Source organism: Cryobacterium aureum, from assembly GCF_002954245.1.
Classification (GTDB): domain Bacteria; phylum Actinomycetota; class Actinomycetes; order Actinomycetales; family Microbacteriaceae; genus Cryobacterium; species Cryobacterium aureum.
This window is the reverse complement of sequence record NZ_PPTG01000048.1, coordinates 396,238-415,547: the sequence shown is the minus strand read 5'-3', so window position 1 is coordinate 415,547 and position 19,310 is coordinate 396,238. Positions and strand designations below refer to the sequence as shown.

The following is a 19,310-nucleotide window of genomic DNA, read 5'->3' as shown; positions in this document are numbered from 1 at the left end:
TGGTTTGATTCGTACGACTATTCAGTGACTTCAGGCCAGCATCGGGCGCTGGCGCGGGTCACAGATGTCGGTAGATGTCGGCCGGAGAGAGGCCTTTGGCGATCATCATGACCTGCAGGTGGTACAGCAGCTGGGAGATCTCGGCGGAGGTTTCGTCATCGCTCTGAAACTCGGCGGCCATCCAGACTTCGGCGGCTTCCTCGACGATTTTCTTGCCAATGGCGTGCACGCCGGCGTCGAGTTCAGTCACGGTGCCGGAGCCCTCTGGGCGCGTGCGGGCCTTGTCGCTCAGTTCTACGAAAAGGTCATCGAAAGTTTTCACGACTCTAGGTTACCCGCCCCGTGACTGTGGCTGGCCGCGCGCTCCCGTAGCAGCGCGATCTGCGCGGCCGGATTCTCCGCACCGAACACGCTGGATCCGGCCACGAAGGTGTCGGCGCCGGCCAAAGCTGCAATTTCGATCGTCTGCTCCGTGATGCCGCCGTCGACCTGCAGCCAGACGTCGAGACCGGTCTTCTGTACTTCTGACCGCAACTGAACCAACTTCGGCATGGTCGATTCCATGAAGCTCTGGCCGCCAAAACCGGGCTCTACAGTCATGATCAGCACCTGGTCGAATTCGGAGAGCAGTTCGAGATACGACGCAACATCGGTGCCCGGTTTCAGGGCGATACCAGCGCGCGCGCCGATCTGCCGCAGGCGACGGGCCAGTGCGACCGGCTCAGTGGTGGCCTCGGCGTGGAAGGTCACCGAGTAGGCACCGGCCTCGGCATAGCCCGGCGCCCAACGCTCGGGATCCTCGATCATCAAGTGGATGTCCAGCGGCAGCGGCGATATCTGCTGCAGGCGTTCGACCATTCCAAGCCCGAAGGTGAGGTTCGGAACGAAGTGGTTGTCCATGATGTCGACGTGCACCAGATCGGCCGAGCGGATGCGGCCCAGCTCGCTTTCAAAATTGGCGAAGTCGGCGGCGAGGATGCTCGGATTGATGCGGGTAGCCATCCGCTCAGCCTATCGAGCCGCAGCTCGACGCGTGGTTGCCCTCTGGTTCGTACCGCTTGCAGGCGGTCACCTATCCTCAAGATATGGAACGATCGGTATCCACGGATTCGCGTGGGACGAGACCTACGTCGAAGAGCATACGGAGCCTCCTGGCCTACGGCGCCGTCATCATCGCCACTGGGTTGACGGTTCATTTCACAATCAACGGACCGGTCGGCGATTTCGCTGCGGACGCACTATACGCGGCGCTGGCCTACGTGGTCGTGTCATTCATCGCCCCACGCGTTCGGCCTCAGGTCAGTGCACCAGTGGCCTATCTAGTCTGCGTGGCGATCGAGGCAGCCCAACTGTCCCCCATGCCGGCCGCCCTGGCCGACGCCTTCCCGCCGGCCCGGCTCGTCCTCGGCACGACGTTTGCGCCCGTGGATCTCCTCGCCTACGCCGTGGGGGTGTCAGCCGCTCTGATCTGCGACAGGCTCATTCCACGACGACGCACGCGATCAATCCGGCCAACCGCCAGGTAGCGCCTCGCCCTAGTCGAGCCGCCACATTTCATAGCCGTATGGGCGCTGGCCGCGTCCGGATTCTCGATTCAGACCTCAGGACGGACTGGGGATGGTGGCGCCAGTCGGCAGGCCCAGTTCCGTTCCGTCCGGCACTGACCCGCGGCATCAACCTGACGGCGACCACAATCATCGTCGGCGGCCTCGGCTGGCAGGTGTGCGATGCTGTCGCGGGCGGCCTCGCCTCCTTTCAGGTACTCAGGGCAACCGGGTGGACTCTGGATTTCTGGCCGATCTGGGTGGGCCTGGCCCTGTTCGCCGTCGCCGCGGTATTTCGATACGGGCAGAAGTTGCAAAGAGACTTCGACGAGCTCGTCTGATGCCCGCGCTTCCCGATGAGGACTCCGGTATTCATTGCCGGCTCGACGAGCTGCCCGAGCAGCGTGGTATGACCCTGCGAGCGATCTGTGATGCGCTCGACTGCGATGTAGGAGATCTGCTGGTGGTGGGACCGACGCCCTGACAGCGGATGCCCGCGTGACCGCGCCTGATCTCGGTAGCCGCTACGGTGACGGGCGTAGCGCACACCCGTTTCGGGAGCGCGCATCCGCTGGTCTGGGCGGCGGGGCGCCTACTCGGCGGAACGCTGCAGCAGGGTGATGAACATGGCATCTGTACCGTGGCGGTGCGGCCACAGCTGCACGCTTCCGGTGTCGGCGGGCAGGTCGAGGTTCGCGGCGCTGAAGGACTGCACGACGGCAGCCGTGTCGAGCGCCGTGACCGCGCCACCGGCCTTGCGCACGGCGAGGGCGACAATCGCCCGCGTTTCGGCGGTGTGCGGCGAGCACGTGACGTAGGCGAGGATGCCGCCGGGCTTGAGGGCGAGCAAGGCCGCGTCGATCAGTCCGGACTGCAGCCCGGCGAGGTCGGCGACGTCTTTCGGCTGCTTGCGCCAGCGGGCCTCCGGTCGACGCCGTAACGCGCCGAGGCCGGTGCAGGGAGCGTCGAGCAGGATACGGTCGAAGGTGTCGGGATGCGTCTGGCCGATGGTGGTGCCGTCAATCTCCCAGACCGGAATGGTCTCCGGCAGCGCCTCGAGGGCGGTGCGTACGAGCGTTGCCCGAGCCGGTACGAGCTCGTTGGCCACAAGTTCGGCTCCCCCGGCGCGTGCCTCCGAGGCGAGCAGGGCCGCCTTGCCACCGGGGCCGGCGCAGAGGTCGAGCCAGCGCTCCCCCGCAACGATCGGCCGGGCACGACTGAGTGCCAGGGCCGCGATCTGCGAGCCTTCGTCCTGCACCCGAACACGACCCGCCGTGGCGGTCACGAGGTGGTACGGGTCGCCGGAGTCGAGCACGAAACCGACCGGCGAGAATTCGTCGGCGAGGCCTAGCCGTTCAAGGTCTCCGTCTGTGGCGAGACCGGGCAACGCGACCATGTTAACCTTGGCGGCCATATTGTCGGCGCCGAGCAGGTCGGCGAGCTCATCCTCGTGGCCTTCGGCGCGTAGGGCCTGGCGAAAGGCGCGCACGATCCAGGCCGGGTGCGAGTATTCGGCGGCGAACCGGTCGTCGACGTTGACCGCGCCCTCCAGCACCCGCTCACGCCACTCCTCGGCGCTCGACCGTGAAATCGTGCGCAGCACGCCATTGGTAAAGCCGGTCGCCGAGCGGGAGCCGACCTGCTTGGCGAGCGAGACGGATTCGTTCACCGCGGCGTGGGTCGCGACCCGGGTGGCGAGCAGCTGGTGGGCGCCGAGACGCAGCACGTCGAGAATTGCCGGATCGATGGCGCTCACCGGGCGGTTTGCCGCTAGAGCGATCACACGATCGTAGAAGCCCTGCATGCGCAGGGTGCCGTAGGTGAGCTCGGTTGCGAGGGCGGCATCCGCTGTGCCCAGGGCTGCGCGTTGAATGCGGGTCGGCAGCAGCAGGTTCGCGTACGCGTCGGATTCGCGCACAGCCGCGATCACCTCGTAGGCGATGCGTCGGGCCGGCTGCACGAAGTCGGCCGGGCCCTGGCGGGACCGGGCATTGGCCGACGGTGCCGAGTCGGCCGCGCGGGCCGAGTTAGCGCGAGCCGAATCGGGGCGGGCCGAGCCGGGGCGATCGTCGCTCATGACGCCGTCACCGTCTCTGCTGCCACTCCGCGCCACCAGTCGTTCGCTGTCATTGCTGTCTTTCCGGCTGGTTGCACGCGCAGCAGAATCAAGGGTTCGCTCCGTGTGCCTACCAGCACTGTCTTTTCACGCTGCACAATGGTTCCCGCAGGCAGGTTGGGTTGGTCGACGCTGGGTGCGACCTCGAGAATTTTCAGGACCGCGCCGTTCACGGTCGTGAACGCACCCGGTTCCGGGGTCACTCCGCGAATATGGTTATAGACGGATGCCGCCGGTCGGCTGAAATCGATCCGCGCGTCGTCCCGGACGAGTTTCGCCGCGAGGGTAATCTCGCCGGTCTGCGCCACAGCTAGGGCGGTGCCCGCGGCGAGTTCCTCGACGACCCGCAGCAGCAGATCAGCGCCGCTGTGGCTGAGCTCGTCGAGAAGTATTCCCGATGTGGAATGTGCGCCGAGAGGCTGAGAAAAGCTGCCGAAAACGGCGCCGGCATCGAGTTCTGGTACCAGCTGAAACACTGCGGCGCCGGTCAGTTCATCACCGGCGATGACGGCGCGCTGCACCGGGGAGGCCCCCCGCCAGCGCGGCAGGAGGGAGAAATGCAGGTTGATCCAACCGAGACGGGGAATGGAGAGCAGGGGCTCGCGCACGATGCCGCCGTAAGCGACGATGACGCCGAGGTCAGGCTGGAGGGCGCGGATGGACTCCGTGGCTTCGGCGTCGAGTCGGTTGGTCTTTAGCACCGAATAGCCGAGCTGCGCCGCGGTCTGCGCGACCGGCGAGGGGGTGAGGGTGCGTTTGCGCCCGAGCGGGGCATCCGCTCGGGTAATCACGGAGACAATCTCGTGATCGGTGCCAGCCAGGGCCGTGAGGCTGGGCCGCGCGACCTCGGGCGTACCGGCAAAGACGAGTTTCATTTAGAGCAGCTCCGGGTCGTCGAATCGAACCTTAAGTGTAGGTGCCGCTTGGAACGATCCCGACCTCGGCTTGCGGCGTTTGGCGGCATTCCGCACGACCGCCGCCTTGAGCGTGTGGGCCACTTCATCGCCGCGGGCGTAGCCGAATCGAACGACCGCCCGCACCAGGGGGGCCTCGGTGTCGACCGGGCCCAGTATGTCAAGGCCTGCCACGGCGCCGAGATCGGCGAGGGCAGCGTCGACGTCTGCCGCGGTGCCGCTGACCGAAGCGACGCGCACGGCCGGCGGAAACCGCAGGTGGCGTCGGTCGGCGAGTTCGCTCGCTGCGAAGATGTCTGGCCGCCAGGAGTTGAGTGCCCGGGCGAGGCCACCACCGACACCCGCGAGCAGCACTGGAGCGCCGGGGGCGGCGAGGGCGGCCGCGTTGGCCCACCAGCGTAGGCAGTCCTCGGCGACGCGCAGCGATTCGCGGGCGAGCATCCGCTCGCCGTCGAGGATGAGGATGGCTTGGTAGCCGCCGGTCGGCACCGGTTCGGCGCCCCGGGTGGCGATCACGAGGGCCGGCTGGGCGCCGAGAGTCTGAATCGTGTGTTCGCCGTCGGCGACGATCACCCGTGCCCCCGGAAAAGCGCGGCCGAGTTCTTCAGCGGTGCGCCCGGTGCCGAGGGTAACGACGCGCAGCTTGGTGCCGTCGCAGTGCGCGCAGGTCCAGCCGGCAGCGAGGGCGCCGCACCATCGACAGGACGGCACAGCCGAGGCCGACTTGAGCCCAAGCGGACCCTGGCAGTGGGTGCAGCGGGCGGCCTTCTTGCAGCTTTGGCAGGCGAGCATCGGGGCATACCCGGGGCTCGCAACCTGCACCAGTACGGGCCCGTGCGCGAGAGCCTCGCGGGCAGCCTGCCACGCTGCCGACGGGATACGGGCCGCGCGAGCCTGCTGGTCGGGCTCGGACTGAAAATCAGTAGGGATGATGCGCGGGTGTCGATCAGCGGCCGGATTCACCTCGCTCAGGTAATTCAGCTCGACCAGGCGCTGGGTTTCGACGCTGCGCGAGTGCCCGAGCAGCACGAGAGCGCAGTCGCTGTCCTTCTGACGCACGAGGGCCGCGTCGCGAGTATTGACGTAGGGACTGAGCGGCTCGGAGTAGAGCGGGTCGCCGTCGTCCCAGAGAGCGATCAGGCCAAGATTGTGTGCCGGGGCGTAGACAGCCGACCGGTTGCCGAGGATGATGCGCGGCGCGGGTTCGAGGCAGGCCAAAAAGGCGCGGTACCGGTCGGGGTTTGGCTGGCGGGCATCGACGCGGCTCAGCGGCATCGTCGGGGCGAGCTGGGCCAGGGCGGCTTGTACCTGGTCCTGGTCACGAAAGTCGGGCACGCAAAGAATGGCGCTGTGACCTGCGCTGACGGTGGCGATGGCGAGTTCGGCCAGGGTTTGGGCCCAACGGCCGATCGTGCTGCCGTCGGTCAGCTGCGTGAGTTCGGGGATAGCGGCGACGGCGACGCGGTGATGCTCCATAATCACACTGTCGAGCCGTCCGGTCGGGTAGCCGACGAAGGCGGGGGCGGCCAGGCGGATCGAGACCGGTGACGGAGTAGGTATGGCGGCCTGCGCGGCCAACCAGGCCTTTTCCACGCGCACCTGCCGCGGCGGGACCGCGAGACGGATGATGTCGCTCGCGTTCCCGGCAGCGCGATCCGCCAGCCGGCGCGCCAGTTTCCACACGTCGGGCGTGAGCACGACGGCCGAGGACACGACCGAGTCGAGCGGACTGAGGGCCCCGCGGAAGGCCGCATCCGTTTCAGAGTCGGACGGCCGTCGAGTGGTTCGCGGATCCAGGACCTCGATCACATACGCGTCGACGACACGGCCGCCGGAACGAAACGGCACCTTGACCCGCATTCCCGCCGCAACCTGACCGACCAGTTCGGCGGGTACGCCGTAGTCGAACAGGTGGTCCAGTTGCGGCAGGGGAGATTCAATCAGCACCCGTGCGACGAGGCCGGAGTGCGTCATGACTGCGCCGGCTTCAGAGGCCGGCGGCGCTGCGCAGGTCGTCGACCTTGTCGAGTCGCTCCCAGGTGAAGTCGGGCAGCTCCCGGCCGAAGTGGCCGTAGGTGGCGGTCTGCGCGTAGATGGGCCGCAGCAGGTCAAGCGAGTGGATGATTGCTGCCGGACGCAGGTCGAATACCTCACGAATCGCCGCGGTGATCTCCTCGTCGGGCAGCACGCCGGTGCCGAAGGTCTCGACGTACAGACCGACCGGGGAAGCCTTGCCGATCGCGTAGGCGACCTGCACTTCGAGGCGTTCGGCGAGGCCGGCCGCGACGGCGTTCTTGGCGACCCAGCGCATGGCGTAGGCGGCCGAACGGTCGACCTTGGACGGGTCCTTCCCGCTGAACGCACCACCGCCGTGGCGGCTCGATCCACCGTAGGTGTCGATGATGATCTTTCGCCCGGTGAGGCCGGCGTCGCCCTGCGGCCCGCCGATTTCAAAGCGGCCGGTGGGGTTAATGAGCGTTGCCAGCGAGGACGAGTCGAGGTCGATGCGCTCGAGCACCGGTCGAATGACGAGCTCTTCGACCTCGGCACGCAGCCGCTGGGTAGTCACTGACGGCGCGTGCTGGGTCGACACCACGACGGTTTCAACCGTGCGGGGGATGATGCCGTCGTAGCCGATGGTGACCTGGGTCTTGCCGTCGGGGCGCAGGTAGTCGAGTTCGCCGCTCTTGCGCACGAAGGCGAGACGTTCGGCCAGGCGGTGCGCGATCCAGATCGGGATCGGCATCAGTTCCGGGGTCTCGCGGGTTGCGTAACCGAACATGATGCCCTGGTCGCCGGCGCCCTGCCGGTCGAAGTCGTCGAGGCTGGACTGCTCACGCGTTTCGAAAGCGTTGTCGACGCCCTGGGCGATGTCGGGCGACTGGCCGCCGATGGAGATTTCGACGCCGCAGGACCGGCCGTCGAACCAGACGTCGGAGGAGTCGTAACCGATGTCGGTGATGCACTTGCGCACGATCGACGGAATCTCGACGTACGCCTCGGTGGTGACCTCACCGGCCACGTGCACGAGTCCCGTGGTGACAAGTGTCTCAACCGCAACCCGGCTGTGCGGGTCGTCGGTAAGCAGGGCATCGAGGATGCTGTCGGAGATCTGGTCGCAGATCTTGTCGGGGTGACCCTCGGTGACTGATTCCGAGGTGAAGAGGCGAAGATCGCTCATCTGGCCCGTCTCTGTTCGTTGAAAACGTAGTTTTGAATAAAAAGCGTACAAGTTAATACCGATACCGGCAGGCCGGTACTCGGTTGATTACTGGCTTCTGGTCGAGCTTGTGAGAGAGCTAACCGATCAGGTCCAGTATGCAGTTGGCCACCGACATCTTGCTGCCGGAGCCCTCATTCACTATAACTCCGTGGTGATCGAGCACCGTCACGGTGTTACTCTCCGTGCCGAAACCGGCGTCCACGCCCACCCGGTTCACGACCAGATAGTCGCAGCCCTTCCGGGTGATTTTGGCACGGCCGAGTGCGAGCAGCCGGTCGGCATCCGTTTCGGTTTCGGCGGCGAAGCCGATGATCAGTTGACCTGGCCGACGAGCAGCGGAGAGCCCGGCCAGAATGTCGGGATTCTTGACCAGTTCTAGCGTGAGGGTGTCCCCCACGTCTTCCTTTTTGATCTTGCCGACCTGCACGGACTCGGGCCGATAATCGGCGACCGCAGCGGCCATGATGATGACCTCGGCCGTCTCAGCAGCGCGCGTCATGGCCTCGTGCATCTCGAGGGCGCTGCCGACCAGAACGGTCGTCACGCCAGTCGGAACGGCAACCTCGAGGTTGGCGGCGACGAGGGTGACCTGGGCCCCGCGGGCCAGGGCGGCCTGGGCGAGTGCAACGCCCTGCTTGCCGCTCGACCGGTTGCCAAGAAACCGCACCGGGTCGAGCGGTTCCCGCGTGCCGCCGGCGCTGATCAGTACGCGGCGACCGACGAGATCCTGCCGAACGGATGTCGCGTCCTCGCCAGCCTCCGGCACCCGGTCGAGCACAGCCAGCGCAACCGCCACAATGGTCTCCGGCTCTTCCATGCGGCCAGCGCCGGAGTCGGTTCCGGTGAGGCGGCCGACGCCGGGGCCGACGATGGTCACGCCGCGCGAGCGCAGCACGGCGACGTTCGCGACTGTGGCGGGGTTGTTCCACATCTCGGTGTGCATGGCCGGCGCGATCACGAGCGGCGCTGTGCTGGCCAGAATGGTGTTGCCGAGCAGGTCGTCGGCGAGGCCGGCGGCGAGTTTAGCGATGCTGTTGGCCGTTGCCGGGGCGACGACGATGAGGTCGGCCCCCTGGCCGATGGCCACGTGACGTACCTCGGCGACGCCCTCATAGAGGTCGGTATGCACCGGATTGCGCGAGATGGCCTCGAGCGTGGGCTTGCCGATGAAACGCAGGGCCGCCGCGGTGGCGACCACGTGCACCGAGTCGCCGTTCAACACAAAAGCGCGCACGATGTTGACGGCTTTGTACGCTGCGATGCCGCCGGTGATACCGACGACGATCGTGCGAGGTGTCTTCATCCTGCGCGCTTGAGAGTTTGTCGCTGTTGGGCTAGTACTAGGCCTCGACGATCGGGCGGGAAACGAGCTTGTCGTCATTGATCTCGCGCAGGGCAACCGACAGCGGCTTGTCTTCGACGGTCGAGTCGACGAGCGGTCCGACGTTGTCGAACAGGCTGCCTTCGTGCAGGTCGGCGTAGTAGTCGTTGATCTGACGCGCACGCTTGGACGCGAAGATCACGAGGGCGTACTTCGAGTCGACCTTGGAGAGAAGGTCGTCGATGGGCGGGTCAATGATGCCAGTGGGCTTGTTCGCCATTGGTGTCACACTCCTAATAGAGCACGGCCGAAGGCCAGTGCGAATCTGTTGTTAAACGAAAATATGCGAGGTAAACGTGCCGTACGACACGTAAGAATTCAGCAGAAACGGGCGCTACGAGATGCTGGATGCAGCGCGGATCTCCATCAAGTCTACGACCTCGCGGGCAGCGTCGCCGACATCGTGGTTGATCACGCGGTAATCGAACTCGCCCTGGGCGGCCAATTCCAGCTTGGCGGTCTCAAGCCGACGGGCCTGTTCGGCCGCATCTTCGGTGCCGCGCCCGATCAGGCGGCGCACCAGTTCGTCCCAACTCGGCGGCAGCAGAAACACCAGCCGGGCTTCGGGCATGGCCCGGCGCACGGCGCGAGCACCCTGCAGGTCGATCTCGAGCAGCACGCTGTTGCCGGCGGCGATGGCCGCGTCGACCGGGCCGCGGGGCGTGCCGTAGCGGTAGGCGTTGTGCACCTTGGCCCACTCGAGCAGTTCGCCGGCCTCGACCATGCGGTCGAATTCGTCGTCGGAGACAAAGTAGTAGCTGACCCCCTCGGTCTCCCCCGGGCGCGGTGCGCGCGTCGTCGCCGAAACGGAGAGCAGCACGTCGGGGTAGTTCTCGCGAATGTAGCCCGCGACGGTACCCTTACCCACCGCAGTGGGGCCGGCGAGAACGATGAGTTTGGAGTCAGCAACGCCGTGCCGCAGCGTGGGCCGTTCAGAGAGAAAGTCCCGCAGCCGGTCGCGCTGGTGCCGGCCCAGGCCCCCGAGGCGTTTGGACGGCGAGATTTCAAGCCGGTGGATGATGCGCTGCATCTTGGTCACACCGATGGCCGGAATACTCACGAGCAGCTCGGTCACCCGCAGCCGGCCCTCAACCCCGATCGGGTCTTTGATCGCCGTAGCGAGCACCTCCAGTGCAGTTCGTTCGCCGGAGGCGACCTCGGCTTTGACCTTGGCGCGGGCTCGCCTGGCAGCGACGGCGGCGCGCGACGCAGCCACGCGGTCGACTTCGGGCGGTGTGGGACGGTTTTCAGCCACGGACGGCACCTACTTCGGCTACTCGGCGCTCAATGGCTTCTTCGATCCGGTGAGGTCCGGCCGAGAGCACACTGCGCGATTCACTCACGATAACTCCTCCAGCGTATTCACCATATATCCCGGGAAGATCCATAATATTCCCTCCCTGGTGTCCGAAACCGGGTGCGAGCACCGGTGTTCGAAATTCGCCGGGAGCCTGCCGCACGTCGATGCCAAAGTCCGCCAGGTCGAGAGTGGCTCCGAGCACGACGCCGATCGACCCCAGACCGGTCGCTGGCCGAGCGGATGCCGCCCCCGCGTCAGCCGCGCCGGCCCTGGCGTTACGCGCTCCGACGTCATCGAGAATGGCACGAGCGACGGTGGATCCTGTGTAGGGGCCGTCGGCCACGATTGCCCGCTGAATGTTTGCTGCCTCGGAGTTCGAGGTCGCCGCGAGCAGGAACACCCCCTTACCGTTGGCTGCCGCGAGGGTAAGCGGTGAGTCGAGCGATCCGACACCCATGTAGGCGGCGAGGGTGAGAGCATCCACTTCGAGCGGGGAACCGGGCGTGAACCAGGCTTGCGCGTAGGCTTCGACGCTGGTGCCGAGGTCGCCGCGTTTGGCGTCGCCGATCACGAGCAGGCCGGCCTGCCGGGCATCGGCCAACACGCGTTCGAGCGCCAAAAACCCCGCCGAACCGAAGCGTTCGAAGAACGCGACCTGCGGTTTGACGATGCCGACCCGGCCGGCCGCAGCGGCGACGACCGCGCGACCGAACGATTCGACGCCGGCCGCTGTGTCGGGGAGGTTCCACTCCCCGAGCAGCCAGGAGTGCGGGTCGATGCCCACGCACAGCTGACCCTGGGTGTCGAACACCTGCTCGAGCCGGTCGCCGAAGGTGACGACCGGCCCGCCCGTCACGGCAGGGCCGGCGTTCACAGCAGAGCGGTTCGGGCCGTGGCGTATTCCTGAAGCGAGGTCACCTCGAACCCGTCGCGAATCGAGTCGATCGAGGCGACCGCGGCACTGAGCTCGGCGATCGTGGTGAACAGCGGCAGGTCGCCGGCGACCGCGGCCGCGCGAATCTCGTAGCCGTCGGCGCGGGCGGTGCTGCCGCCGGGGGTGTTGATGACGATCTGGATCTCTTCGCGCCGAATGAGCTCGACGATCGAGACGTCATCCTCCCCCGCTTTTTCACTGAATTTGGTCACGATGCGGGCGCGAATGCCGTTTCGCTGCAGCACCTCGGCGGTACCGATCGTCGCCGCGATCTCGTAGCCGAGCTGCTGCAGCCGCAGCATCGGCAGAATGATCGCGCGCTTGTCACGGTCGGACACCGACACGAAGACGGTGCCGGAGAGCGGAATTCCGCCGTAGGCGGCGAGCTGGCTCTTGGCGAAGGCGCGGGGGAAGTCGCGGTCGATGCCCATGACCTCGCCGGTGGAGCGCATCTCCGGGCCGAGGATGGAGTCGACGACAAGTCCTTCGGGGGTGCGGAACCGGTTGAACGGCAGCACGGCCTCTTTCACGGCGACCGGTGCTTCGATCGGAACGCGGGAGCCGTCGATGAGCGGCAGCTTGCCCTCGGCCTTAAGCTCGGCGATGGTCGTGCCGACCATGATGAGCGCTGCGGCTTTGGCGAGGGTGATGCCGAGTGCTTTGGCGACGAACGGCACCGTGCGGGAGGCGCGCGGGTTGGCTTCGAGCACGTAGAGCACACCGGCGCCGATGGCGAACTGAACGTTGAGCAGTCCTTTCACCCCGATACCGCGGGCGATTCCGAGGGTCGCTTCGCGCACGCGGTCGATTTCGGCGCGCCCGAGGGTGACCGGCGGCAGGGTGCAGCTCGAGTCGCCGGAGTGGATGCCGGCCTCCTCGATGTGCTCCATGACACCGCCGATGTAGAGCTCGTGACCGTCATAGATGGCGTCGACGTCGATCTCAATCGCGTCATCGAGAAAACGGTCCACCAGAAGCGGATGCCCGGCCCCGATGATTCCCTGCCCGGCCATGCGCTGAAAGTAGTCGGCGAGGGACGGGGAATCGTAGACGATCTCCATGCCGCGGCCGCCGAGCACGTAGCTCGGGCGCACGAGCACCGGGTAGCCGATTTCTTCGGCCACCACGACAGCGCCGGCAAAGTCGATCGCCGTTCCGTTGCGGGGAGCGAGCAGGCCAGCGTCGTCGAGGATCTTCGAGAACAGGCCGCGTTCCTCCGCGAGGTCGATCGCGTCGGGGGTGGTGCCGAGAATGGGGATTCCGGCCGCTTCGAGGCCGCGGGCCAGGCTGAGCGCGGTCTGCCCGCCGAGCTGCACGACCACGCCGACGAGTTCGCCGCTCTGGCTTTCGGCGTAGATGACCTCGAGCACGTCTTCGAGGGTGAGCGGCTCGAAGTAGAGCCGGTCGCTCGTGTCGTAGTCGGTGGAGACCGTCTCCGGGTTGCAGTTGATCATGATGGTCTCATAGCCGGTCTCGGAGAGGGCGAACGAGGCGTGCACGCAGGAGTAGTCGAATTCGACGCCCTGTCCAATGCGGTTCGGCCCGGACCCGAGGATGACAACTTTGCGGCGATCGCTGGCGACGACCTCCGTCTCATCGTCGTAGCTGGAGTAGTGGTACGGGGTAAGGGCCGGGAACTCCCCCGCGCAGGTGTCGACCGTCTTGAACACGGGGCGCACGCCGAGAATGTGGCGCACGGTGCGGACATCCGCTTCGCCGAAGCCGCGCAGTTCGCCGATCTGGGCGTCGGAGAAACCGTGGTCCTTGGCGAGGATCATGACGTCGCGGTCGAGCCGGTCTGCCTCCTTGACCTGGTCGGCGATCTCGTTGATCAAAACGATCTGATCGAGGAACCACGGGTCAATCTTGGTCGCGGCGAAGACCTGGTCGATGGTCGCGCCACGGCGGAGCGCCTGCTGCACGGTGACGATGCGGCCGTCGGTGGGGATCTCGGCCGCGGCGAGCAGTTCCTCGACCGTGCGCGTTTCCGCGCCCCAGTGAAAGCTCGAGCCGCGCTTCTCGAGCGAGCGCAGTGCCTTCTGCAGAGCGGATGCGAAGCTGCGACCGATGGCCATGGCCTCACCTACCGACTTCATGGTCGTGGTCAGGCGCTGGTCGGCGGCCGGAAATTTTTCAAACGCGAAGCGCGGCACCTTGACCACGACGTAGTCGAGGGTCGGCTCGAAGCTCGCCGGGGTGACCCCGGTGATGTCGTTGGGGATTTCGTCGAGGCGGTAGCCGATGGCGAGCTTGGCGGCGATCTTGGCGATCGGAAAGCCGGTCGCCTTGCTGGCCAGGGCGGAGGAACGGGAGACCCGCGGGTTCATCTCGATCACGATGACGCGGCCGTCGGCCGGGTTGATCGCGAACTGGATGTTGCAGCCGCCGGTGTCGACACCGACGGCACGGATGATGTCGATCGAGATATCGCGCAGGTGCTGGAATTCCCGGTCGGTCAGGGTGAGGGCCGGGGCGACGGTGATCGAGTCGCCGGTGTGCACGCCGACCGGGTCGACGTTTTCGATGGAGCAGACGACCACGGTGTTGTCGGCCGTGTCGCGCATCATCTCGAGTTCGTACTCCTTCCAACCCAAGATGGATTCTTCGAGCAACACCTCGGTGGTGGGGCTGTGGTGCAGGCCGTCGGTAACGATGCGACGCAGTTCCACCTCGGTGTAGGCGAAGCCCGAACCGAGGCCGCCCATGGTGAAGGAGGGGCGCACGACCAGCGGGTAGCCGAGGTCGGCGGCGTAGCCGACGGCTTCCTCGACAGTACGGGCGATGAACGAGCGGGCCACGTCGGCGCCGGCGTCGAGCACGAGCTGCTTGAAGATCATGCGGTCTTCGCCCTTGTTGATGGCGTCGAAGCTCGCGCCGATCAGTTCGACGTTGTACTTTTCGAGGATTCCGCGCTCGTGCAGCTGGATGGCCGCATTGAGGGCGGTCTGCCCACCCAGGGTCGGCAGAATGGCATCCGGTTGTTCCTTGGCGATGATGGTTTCGAGGATCTCGGCCGTGATCGGTTCGATGTAGGTGGCATCGGCGAAGTCGGGGTCGGTCATGATGGTGGCCGGGTTGGAATTGACCAGGATGACGCGCACGCCTTCCTCGCGCAGCACGCGGCAGGCCTGGGTGCCGGAGTAGTCGAACTCACAGGCCTGGCCGATGACGATCGGGCCGCTGCCGATGACAAGAACACTGTTGATATCGTCGCGCTTGGGCATTATTTGGTCTCTCCTGCATCGGCTGACTGCGCAGCCAGAACAACGTCTCTGAATCGATCGAAAAGGTGGTTGGCGTCGTGCGGGCCAGAGGCGGCCTCCGGGTGATACTGCACCGAGAAGGCGTTGATGTCGAGGCAGCGGATGCCTTCGACCACCTGGTCGTTGAGGCTGTAGTGGCTCACTTCGACCCGTCCGAAGCCGGCGCGCGAGTCGTGGATTCCCTCGATGGGCATGTCAACGGCGAAGCCGTGGTTCTGCGAGGTGATCTCGACCCGGCCGGTGGTCTTGTCAAGCACCGGCTGATTGATGCCCCGGTGCCCGAACGGCAGCTTGTAGGTGCGGAACCCGAGTGCCCGGCCGAGCAGCTGGTTTCCGAAGCAGATGCCGAAGTAGGGAATGCCCGCGCGCAGCACTTCCTGCAGCAGGGTGACATGAGCGTCAGACGCGGCCGGGTCACCGGGTCCGTTGGAGAAGAACAGGGCGGAGGGCTTCAGCGACAGAACGTGTTCGGCGGTGACCGACTGCGGCAGCACGAGCACCTCGAAGCCGCGTTCGGCGAGGTAGGTGAGGGTGCTGGTCTTCACTCCGAGGTCGAGCACCGCGACCGAGCCGATACGTTCGCCTTGTGCTGGGATCGAGAAGGGTTCGACGGTCGAGACCTCGAGCGACAGATTGCGGCCGCGCATGGCCGCACCAGAACGCACCCGTTCGAGTTGTTCGCTCTCGGACAGGCCGAACACGTCGCCGGAGAAGATGCCGCTCTTCATGGCGCCCGCGGAGCGGATGTGGCGGGTGATCGCCCGGGTGTCGATGCCGCTGATCCCGACCACTCCCTGCGCTTCGAGGTCGTCGTCGAGGGTGCGGGTGGCACGATGATTCGAGGCGATCCGCGCCGGTTCCCGCACGATGAAGCCGGCCACCCAGAGCTGGCGGGACTCCATATCCTCGTCGTTCATTCCGGTGTTGCCGATGTGCGGGGCAGTCATAAGCACGATCTGCCCGGCGTAGGACGGGTCGGTCAGGGTCTCCTGGTAGCCGGTCATGCCGGTAGCGAAGACGATCTCGCCGAGCGTCTGGCCCTCGCTGCCGTAGCGGCGGCCCACGAAGCGGCGGCCGTCTTCCAGAACGAGTACGGCCGGGCCGGGGCGGTCGGTAACCGAGAAGGTGCTACTGCGTTCAGGCGATGCGCCGGCAGCGGATGCGACGGCGTCGGTCGGTGAGGCATCCGTTGGAACAGCCTGGATTGCTTCTGCCTGGTCTGGAGCGGTCGAGTCGGGCATGTCAGGCCTCGCTTTCATCTTGATGGGCCGTGGCGGCAATGGTTCGAATCGTGTCGACGAGGCGAGCACGATCATTCGGATCAATGATGCGAAAGAAGCTGTCAACGGCGCGGCGGTCGTCGGGCCCGGAAGCGCTACCCGTGGCCAGACGCCAGCTCAGGCGCACCAGGCCATCAGTTTCGACTACCCGGTCGATGGCCACCTGGGCCGCACCAACCGCGTCGATAGCACTGCCTGGAATGAACACCGGCTGGTTACCATCGAGGTCGAGCGTTACGCCGGCCTCGGTCACGGTGACAGCGGCGCGGGCACGAAAGCCTAGCCCGCCAATGGCCAGGCGCTCAAGGGGCGCATCGCGGGGAGTGGTCGCCACATAATAGGTCTCAGCACCGGCCAGTGCGGCTCCGGAATTATCCGGCATCGGATAGCCGGCGGTGAGAGCGGCATCGCGTCGACTGCGCTTTCGCCAACTGCGCCACATGAGAACGAGAACGCCGAGCAGAACAAGCCCTGTGATGATGGCGGGAATGGACCTATCCATGGGTGACTACTCCGCTCGCGTGGCCGGCTATCTCGAGGCTGCTGCGAACCGCGCCGTCGAGCATCGTGGCGTAGCCACGATGGAATGTTGCTCGCACGTCGCCGGGCAGCGTCATCGACAGATACGGCGAGTTCGAGCTCGTACCGGCCAGGTCGGCGCGGCCGAATACTCGGGTCGATGCCGGATCGTAGAGCGCCAGTTCGGCCGGTGAACCGACCGCGATCGGGTTGCCCTGACCAACAAGGCGCCCGATACGGGCCGGAGTGCGCGACAGAACGCGTTCGATGTCAGCCCAGTCAAGCAGCCCGGTCGCGACGACCGCCGCGTGCACGACCGACAGGGCCGATTCCAGCCCCACCATGCCGTTGGCGGCGGCATCCCACTCGCAGTCTTTGCTTTCGACTGGGTGCGGGGCATGGTCGGTGGCGACGATGTCGATGGTGCCGTCGGCAAGTCCGGCGCGGAGCGCTTCGACGTCTTCGCGGGCTCGCAGCGGCGGGTTCACCTTGAAACGGGCGTCGTAGCCGCGCACGAGGTCTTCGGTGAGCAGCAGGTGGTGCGGCGTGACCTCGGCCGTCACGTTGATACCGCGGGCCTTGGCCCAGCGGATCACGTCGACCGAGCCGGCCGTTGAGACATGGCAGACGTGCAGGCGTGAGGCGACGTGTTCGGTCAGCAGCACGTCCCGGGCGATGATCGACTCTTCGGCAACGGCCGGCCAGCCGACCAGGCCGAGTTCGCCGGAGAGAGCGCCCTCGTTCATCTGCGCTTTTTCGGTGAGGCGCGGTTCCTGGGAGTGCTGGGCGATGACGCCGTCGAAGGCCTTCACGTATTCCAGGGCGCGGCGCATAAGCAGCGGGTCAGAGACGCAAAAACCGTCGTCCGAGAACACCCGCACCCGGGCGCGGCTCGACGCCATGGCGCCGAGTTCGGCGAGTTGTTTGCCGGCGAGGCCCACGGTGACGGCGCCGATCGGCTGCACGTCGACGTAGCCGGCACTTTCGCCGAGGGCGAGCACCTGTTCGACCACCCCGGCGGTGTCCTGGGCCGGCTGGGTGTTGGCCATAGCGAACACGCTCGTGAAGCCGCCGCGGGCTGCGGCGCGGCTGCCGCTCAGCACGGTTTCGCTGTGCTCGTAGCCGGGTTCACGCAGGTGGGCGTGCAGGTCGACGAGGCCGGGCAAGGCAATGAGCCCGTCGGCGTCGATGACGCTCGCGCCGCTCTGCGACAGGCCGGTCCCCAGCTCGGTGATATTCCCACCGTCGAGACGAATGTCGGTGCCCGTGCCGTCAGCCAGGGTTGCCCCACGAATAAGCCAGCTTTGGGCCATTCCGTCAATCGACATTCTTTGATTCCTTCCGATCACCGGATAAGAGCAAGTAGAGCGCGGCCATCCGCACGGAGACACCGTTCGTGACCTGTTCGAGCACGGTGGAATTAGCGGAGTCGGCCGCCGCCGAAGAGATCTCCAGGCCACGATTCATCGGGCCAGGGTGCATAACAATGCTAGCCGGACCGAGACGCCCGAATCGCGCGTCGTCGAGGCCCCAAACCCGGGAATACTCGCGAGTGCTGGGAAAGAAGGCCGCGCTCATCCGTTCCGTCTGGATGCGCAGCATCACGACCACGTCGGGGCCGGCATCGATGGCATCGTCGAGGTCGAAGCTGAATCGCGCCGGCCAGAGCGAGGTGTCGCTCGGCAACAGGGTGGGCGGGGCGACGAACGTGATCTCGGCACCCAGGGTGGTGAGCAGCCACAGGTTGGAGCGAGCTACCCGGGAGTGCAGCACATCACCCACGATGGTGACGGTGACCCCGTCGAGGCCCTTGCCGCGCGAGACCGGGCCGTGAATGCGGCGGCGAATGGTGAAAGCATCGAGCAGGGCCTGGGTGGGATGCTCGTGGGTGCCGTCACCGGCATTGATGATGCCGGCGTCGATCCAGCCGCTCGCGGCGAGTACCGCCGGGGCCCCGGAGGCCGGGTGACGGATGACGACGCCGTCGGCACCGATCGCCGCGAGGGTCTGCGCCGTGTCCTTCAGGCTTTCCCCCTTCGACACGCTCGACCCCTTGGCGCTGAAGTTGATCACATCGGCGCTCAAGCGTTTCGCGGCGGCCTCAAACGAGATGCGGGTGCGGGTGGAATCCTCGAAGAACAGGTTGACGACAGTCTTACCACGCAGGGTCGGGAGCTTCTTGACCTCCCGCTTTGCGACATCCGCCATGTCTTCGGCAATGTCGAGCAGGTTGATCGCTTCATCCCGGGAGAGATCTTTAGTCGAGAGCAGGTGCCTCATCGGTTGATCCCGCCGTCGATCGAGACGAATTCGTCGCCGTCGATCTCTTCGAGGTGCACGTTGATGCGCTCGTCTGTGGCCGTCGGCAGGTTGCGGCCGACGAAGTCGGCGCGAATGGGCAGCTCACGGTGGCCGCGATCGACGAGAACCGCGAGGCGCACGATGGTGGGGCGGCCGTGATCGCCGAGTGCATCGAGGGCGCTGCGGATGGTGCGGCCCGAGTACAGCACGTCGTCAACGAGCACGACGGTGGCACCGTTGATACTGCCGGGAACTTCGGTCCGGGACGGAGTGCGCGTGCGGCCGTGGGCGAGGTCGTCGCGGTACAGCGTGACGTCGAGCGATCCGACCCGCACGATTGTTGCTGCGGGTTCGATGCTCTGGATGATCTCGGCGATGCGGCGGGCGAGGATGACCCCGCGCGTCGGGATGCCGAGAATGACGAGGTTGTCCGGGCCCCGATTGGACTCCAGAATCTCGTGAGAAATTCGAGTCAACGCGCGGGTGATGTCAGCCTGAGTGAGCACAATGTGCGCCAAATGCCGACCTCCTTCCC

19 protein-coding genes are annotated in these 19,310 nt (G+C 66.2%); 3 read left to right on the top strand and 16 right to left on the bottom strand.

All coding sequences use genetic code 11. The features are described 5' to 3' along the window. Nucleotides 1–58: 58 nt before the first annotated feature. Both CJ028_RS18815 and rpe read right to left on the bottom strand, forming a co-directional pair. Nucleotides 59–322, bottom strand: coding sequence for a phosphoribosyl-ATP diphosphatase (locus CJ028_RS18815; RefSeq protein WP_105036702.1), 264 nt, complete (start codon nucleotides 320–322; stop codon nucleotides 59–61). Continuing rightward, nucleotides 319–1,002 carry a ribulose-phosphate 3-epimerase gene (rpe, locus tag CJ028_RS18810; RefSeq protein ID WP_105036701.1) on the bottom strand — a complete coding sequence of 228 codons (684 nt, stop codon included), beginning with the start codon at nucleotides 1,000–1,002 and terminating at the stop codon, nucleotides 319–321. The genes CJ028_RS18815 and rpe overlap by 4 nt, the downstream gene beginning before the upstream one ends. Before the next feature lie 83 nt (nucleotides 1,003–1,085). On the opposite strand from rpe, the gene CJ028_RS18805 reads away from it, so the two are divergent. From CJ028_RS18805 to CJ028_RS20740, 3 genes are read left to right on the top strand one after another with little or no spacing between them, the layout of a single operon-like run. After that, nucleotides 1,086–1,526, top strand: coding sequence for a ribosomal maturation YjgA family protein (locus CJ028_RS18805; protein WP_105036700.1), 441 nt, complete (start codon nucleotides 1,086–1,088; stop codon nucleotides 1,524–1,526). 38 nt (nucleotides 1,527–1,564) lie between these two features. Continuing rightward, nucleotides 1,565–1,885, top strand: coding sequence for a hypothetical protein (locus tag CJ028_RS18800; RefSeq protein WP_105036699.1), 321 nt, complete (start codon nucleotides 1,565–1,567; stop codon nucleotides 1,883–1,885). Beyond that, nucleotides 1,885–2,028: a helix-turn-helix domain-containing protein gene (locus tag CJ028_RS20740; RefSeq protein WP_129590547.1), complete on the top strand. Its 144-nt coding sequence runs from the start codon at nucleotides 1,885–1,887 to the stop codon at nucleotides 2,026–2,028. The genes CJ028_RS18800 and CJ028_RS20740 overlap by 1 nt, the downstream gene beginning before the upstream one ends. A 108-nt stretch (nucleotides 2,029–2,136) precedes the next feature. Here the strand turns inward: CJ028_RS20740 and CJ028_RS18795 are convergent, their stop codons facing one another. The 14 genes from CJ028_RS18795 to pyrR all read right to left on the bottom strand — a co-directional run bounded on the left by CJ028_RS18795 (nucleotide 2,137) and on the right by pyrR (nucleotide 19,293). After that, complete coding sequence (locus tag CJ028_RS18795) at nucleotides 2,137–3,621, bottom strand: RsmB/NOP family class I SAM-dependent RNA methyltransferase (RefSeq protein WP_105036698.1); 1,485 nt, start codon at nucleotides 3,619–3,621, stop codon at nucleotides 2,137–2,139. Beyond that, on the bottom strand, nucleotides 3,618–4,535 hold the full coding sequence (gene fmt / locus CJ028_RS18790) for a methionyl-tRNA formyltransferase (RefSeq protein WP_105036697.1): 918 nt from the start codon (nucleotides 4,533–4,535) through the stop codon (nucleotides 3,618–3,620). The genes CJ028_RS18795 and fmt overlap by 4 nt, the downstream gene beginning before the upstream one ends. Next, the gene (locus tag CJ028_RS18785; RefSeq protein ID WP_105036696.1) at nucleotides 4,536–6,548 is read right to left on the bottom strand and encodes a primosomal protein N' family DNA-binding protein; all 2,013 of its coding nucleotides are present in this window, start codon (nucleotides 6,546–6,548) and stop codon (nucleotides 4,536–4,538) included. Between the two features lie 13 nt (nucleotides 6,549–6,561). Then, nucleotides 6,562–7,755, bottom strand: coding sequence for a methionine adenosyltransferase (metK, locus tag CJ028_RS18780; RefSeq protein WP_105036695.1), 1,194 nt, complete (start codon nucleotides 7,753–7,755; stop codon nucleotides 6,562–6,564). A 118-nt stretch (nucleotides 7,756–7,873) separates the two neighbouring features. Further along, entirely contained in the window at nucleotides 7,874–9,100 is a 1,227-nt protein-coding gene (coaBC, locus tag CJ028_RS18775; protein ID WP_105036694.1) for a bifunctional phosphopantothenoylcysteine decarboxylase/phosphopantothenate--cysteine ligase CoaBC, read from the bottom strand. A 37-nt stretch (nucleotides 9,101–9,137) separates the two neighbouring features. Beyond that, nucleotides 9,138–9,398: a DNA-directed RNA polymerase subunit omega gene (rpoZ, locus tag CJ028_RS18770; protein ID WP_092107764.1), complete on the bottom strand. Its 261-nt coding sequence runs from the start codon at nucleotides 9,396–9,398 to the stop codon at nucleotides 9,138–9,140. A gap of 114 nt (nucleotides 9,399–9,512) precedes the next feature. Beyond that, a complete protein-coding gene (gene gmk / locus CJ028_RS18765; RefSeq protein WP_105036950.1) occupies nucleotides 9,513–10,433 on the bottom strand; it encodes a guanylate kinase in 921 nt (306 codons plus the stop codon). Further along, nucleotides 10,426–11,352, bottom strand: a complete 927-nt coding sequence (gene pyrF / locus CJ028_RS18760; RefSeq protein WP_240607423.1) for an orotidine-5'-phosphate decarboxylase — start codon at nucleotides 11,350–11,352, stop codon at nucleotides 10,426–10,428. The genes gmk and pyrF overlap by 8 nt, the downstream gene beginning before the upstream one ends. After that, nucleotides 11,349–14,636 (bottom strand): carbamoyl-phosphate synthase large subunit, encoded by a 3,288-nt coding sequence (gene carB / locus CJ028_RS18755; RefSeq protein ID WP_105036693.1) that lies wholly within the window; start codon nucleotides 14,634–14,636, stop codon nucleotides 11,349–11,351. Before carB ends, pyrF begins: the two co-directional genes overlap by 4 nt. Next, nucleotides 14,636–15,916: a glutamine-hydrolyzing carbamoyl-phosphate synthase small subunit gene (gene carA / locus CJ028_RS18750; protein ID WP_105036692.1), complete on the bottom strand. Its 1,281-nt coding sequence runs from the start codon at nucleotides 15,914–15,916 to the stop codon at nucleotides 14,636–14,638. Before carA ends, carB begins: the two co-directional genes overlap by 1 nt. 1 nt (nucleotide 15,917) lies before the next feature. Then, nucleotides 15,918–16,457 (bottom strand): PH-like domain-containing protein, encoded by a 540-nt coding sequence (locus tag CJ028_RS18745; RefSeq protein ID WP_104192783.1) that lies wholly within the window; start codon nucleotides 16,455–16,457, stop codon nucleotides 15,918–15,920. Next, the gene (locus tag CJ028_RS18740) at nucleotides 16,450–17,787 is read right to left on the bottom strand and encodes a dihydroorotase (RefSeq protein WP_105036948.1); all 1,338 of its coding nucleotides are present in this window, start codon (nucleotides 17,785–17,787) and stop codon (nucleotides 16,450–16,452) included. The genes CJ028_RS18745 and CJ028_RS18740 overlap by 8 nt, the downstream gene beginning before the upstream one ends. Before the next feature lie 4 nt (nucleotides 17,788–17,791). Further along, a complete protein-coding gene (locus CJ028_RS18735) occupies nucleotides 17,792–18,754 on the bottom strand; it encodes an aspartate carbamoyltransferase catalytic subunit (protein ID WP_105036691.1) in 963 nt (320 codons plus the stop codon). Continuing rightward, nucleotides 18,751–19,293 carry a bifunctional pyr operon transcriptional regulator/uracil phosphoribosyltransferase PyrR gene (pyrR, locus tag CJ028_RS18730; protein ID WP_105036690.1) on the bottom strand — a complete coding sequence of 181 codons (543 nt, stop codon included), beginning with the start codon at nucleotides 19,291–19,293 and terminating at the stop codon, nucleotides 18,751–18,753. Before pyrR ends, CJ028_RS18735 begins: the two co-directional genes overlap by 4 nt. Nucleotides 19,294–19,310 lie beyond the last annotated feature (17 nt).

What these genes read in the sequence shown, in the direction of transcription:
- rpe (WP_105036701.1), bottom strand. Translation starts at nt 1,002, where the DNA reads ATGGCTACCCGCATCAATCCGAGCATCCTCGCCGCCGACTTCGCCAAT.
- CJ028_RS18805 (WP_105036700.1), top strand. Translation starts at nt 1,086, where the DNA reads ATGGAACGATCGGTATCCACGGATTCGCGTGGGACGAGACCTACGTCG.
- CJ028_RS18800 (WP_105036699.1), top strand. Translation starts at nt 1,565, where the DNA reads ATGGGCGCTGGCCGCGTCCGGATTCTCGATTCAGACCTCAGGACGGAC.
- CJ028_RS20740 (WP_129590547.1), top strand. Translation starts at nt 1,885, where the DNA reads ATGCCCGCGCTTCCCGATGAGGACTCCGGTATTCATTGCCGGCTCGAC.
- CJ028_RS18795 (WP_105036698.1), bottom strand. Translation starts at nt 3,621, where the DNA reads ATGAGCGACGATCGCCCCGGCTCGGCCCGCCCCGATTCGGCTCGCGCT.
- fmt (WP_105036697.1), bottom strand. Translation starts at nt 4,535, where the DNA reads ATGAAACTCGTCTTTGCCGGTACGCCCGAGGTCGCGCGGCCCAGCCTC.
- CJ028_RS18785 (WP_105036696.1), bottom strand. Translation starts at nt 6,548, where the DNA reads ATGACGCACTCCGGCCTCGTCGCACGGGTGCTGATTGAATCTCCCCTG.
- metK (WP_105036695.1), bottom strand. Translation starts at nt 7,755, where the DNA reads ATGAGCGATCTTCGCCTCTTCACCTCGGAATCAGTCACCGAGGGTCAC.
- coaBC (WP_105036694.1), bottom strand. Translation starts at nt 9,100, where the DNA reads ATGAAGACACCTCGCACGATCGTCGTCGGTATCACCGGCGGCATCGCA.
- rpoZ (WP_092107764.1), bottom strand. Translation starts at nt 9,398, where the DNA reads ATGGCGAACAAGCCCACTGGCATCATTGACCCGCCCATCGACGACCTT.
- carB (WP_105036693.1), bottom strand. Translation starts at nt 14,636, where the DNA reads ATGCCCAAGCGCGACGATATCAACAGTGTTCTTGTCATCGGCAGCGGC.
- carA (WP_105036692.1), bottom strand. Translation starts at nt 15,916, where the DNA reads ATGCCCGACTCGACCGCTCCAGACCAGGCAGAAGCAATCCAGGCTGTT.
- CJ028_RS18745 (WP_104192783.1), bottom strand. Translation starts at nt 16,457, where the DNA reads ATGGATAGGTCCATTCCCGCCATCATCACAGGGCTTGTTCTGCTCGGC.
- CJ028_RS18740 (WP_105036948.1), bottom strand. Translation starts at nt 17,787, where the DNA reads ATGGCCCAAAGCTGGCTTATTCGTGGGGCAACCCTGGCTGACGGCACG.
- CJ028_RS18735 (WP_105036691.1), bottom strand. Translation starts at nt 18,754, where the DNA reads ATGAGGCACCTGCTCTCGACTAAAGATCTCTCCCGGGATGAAGCGATC.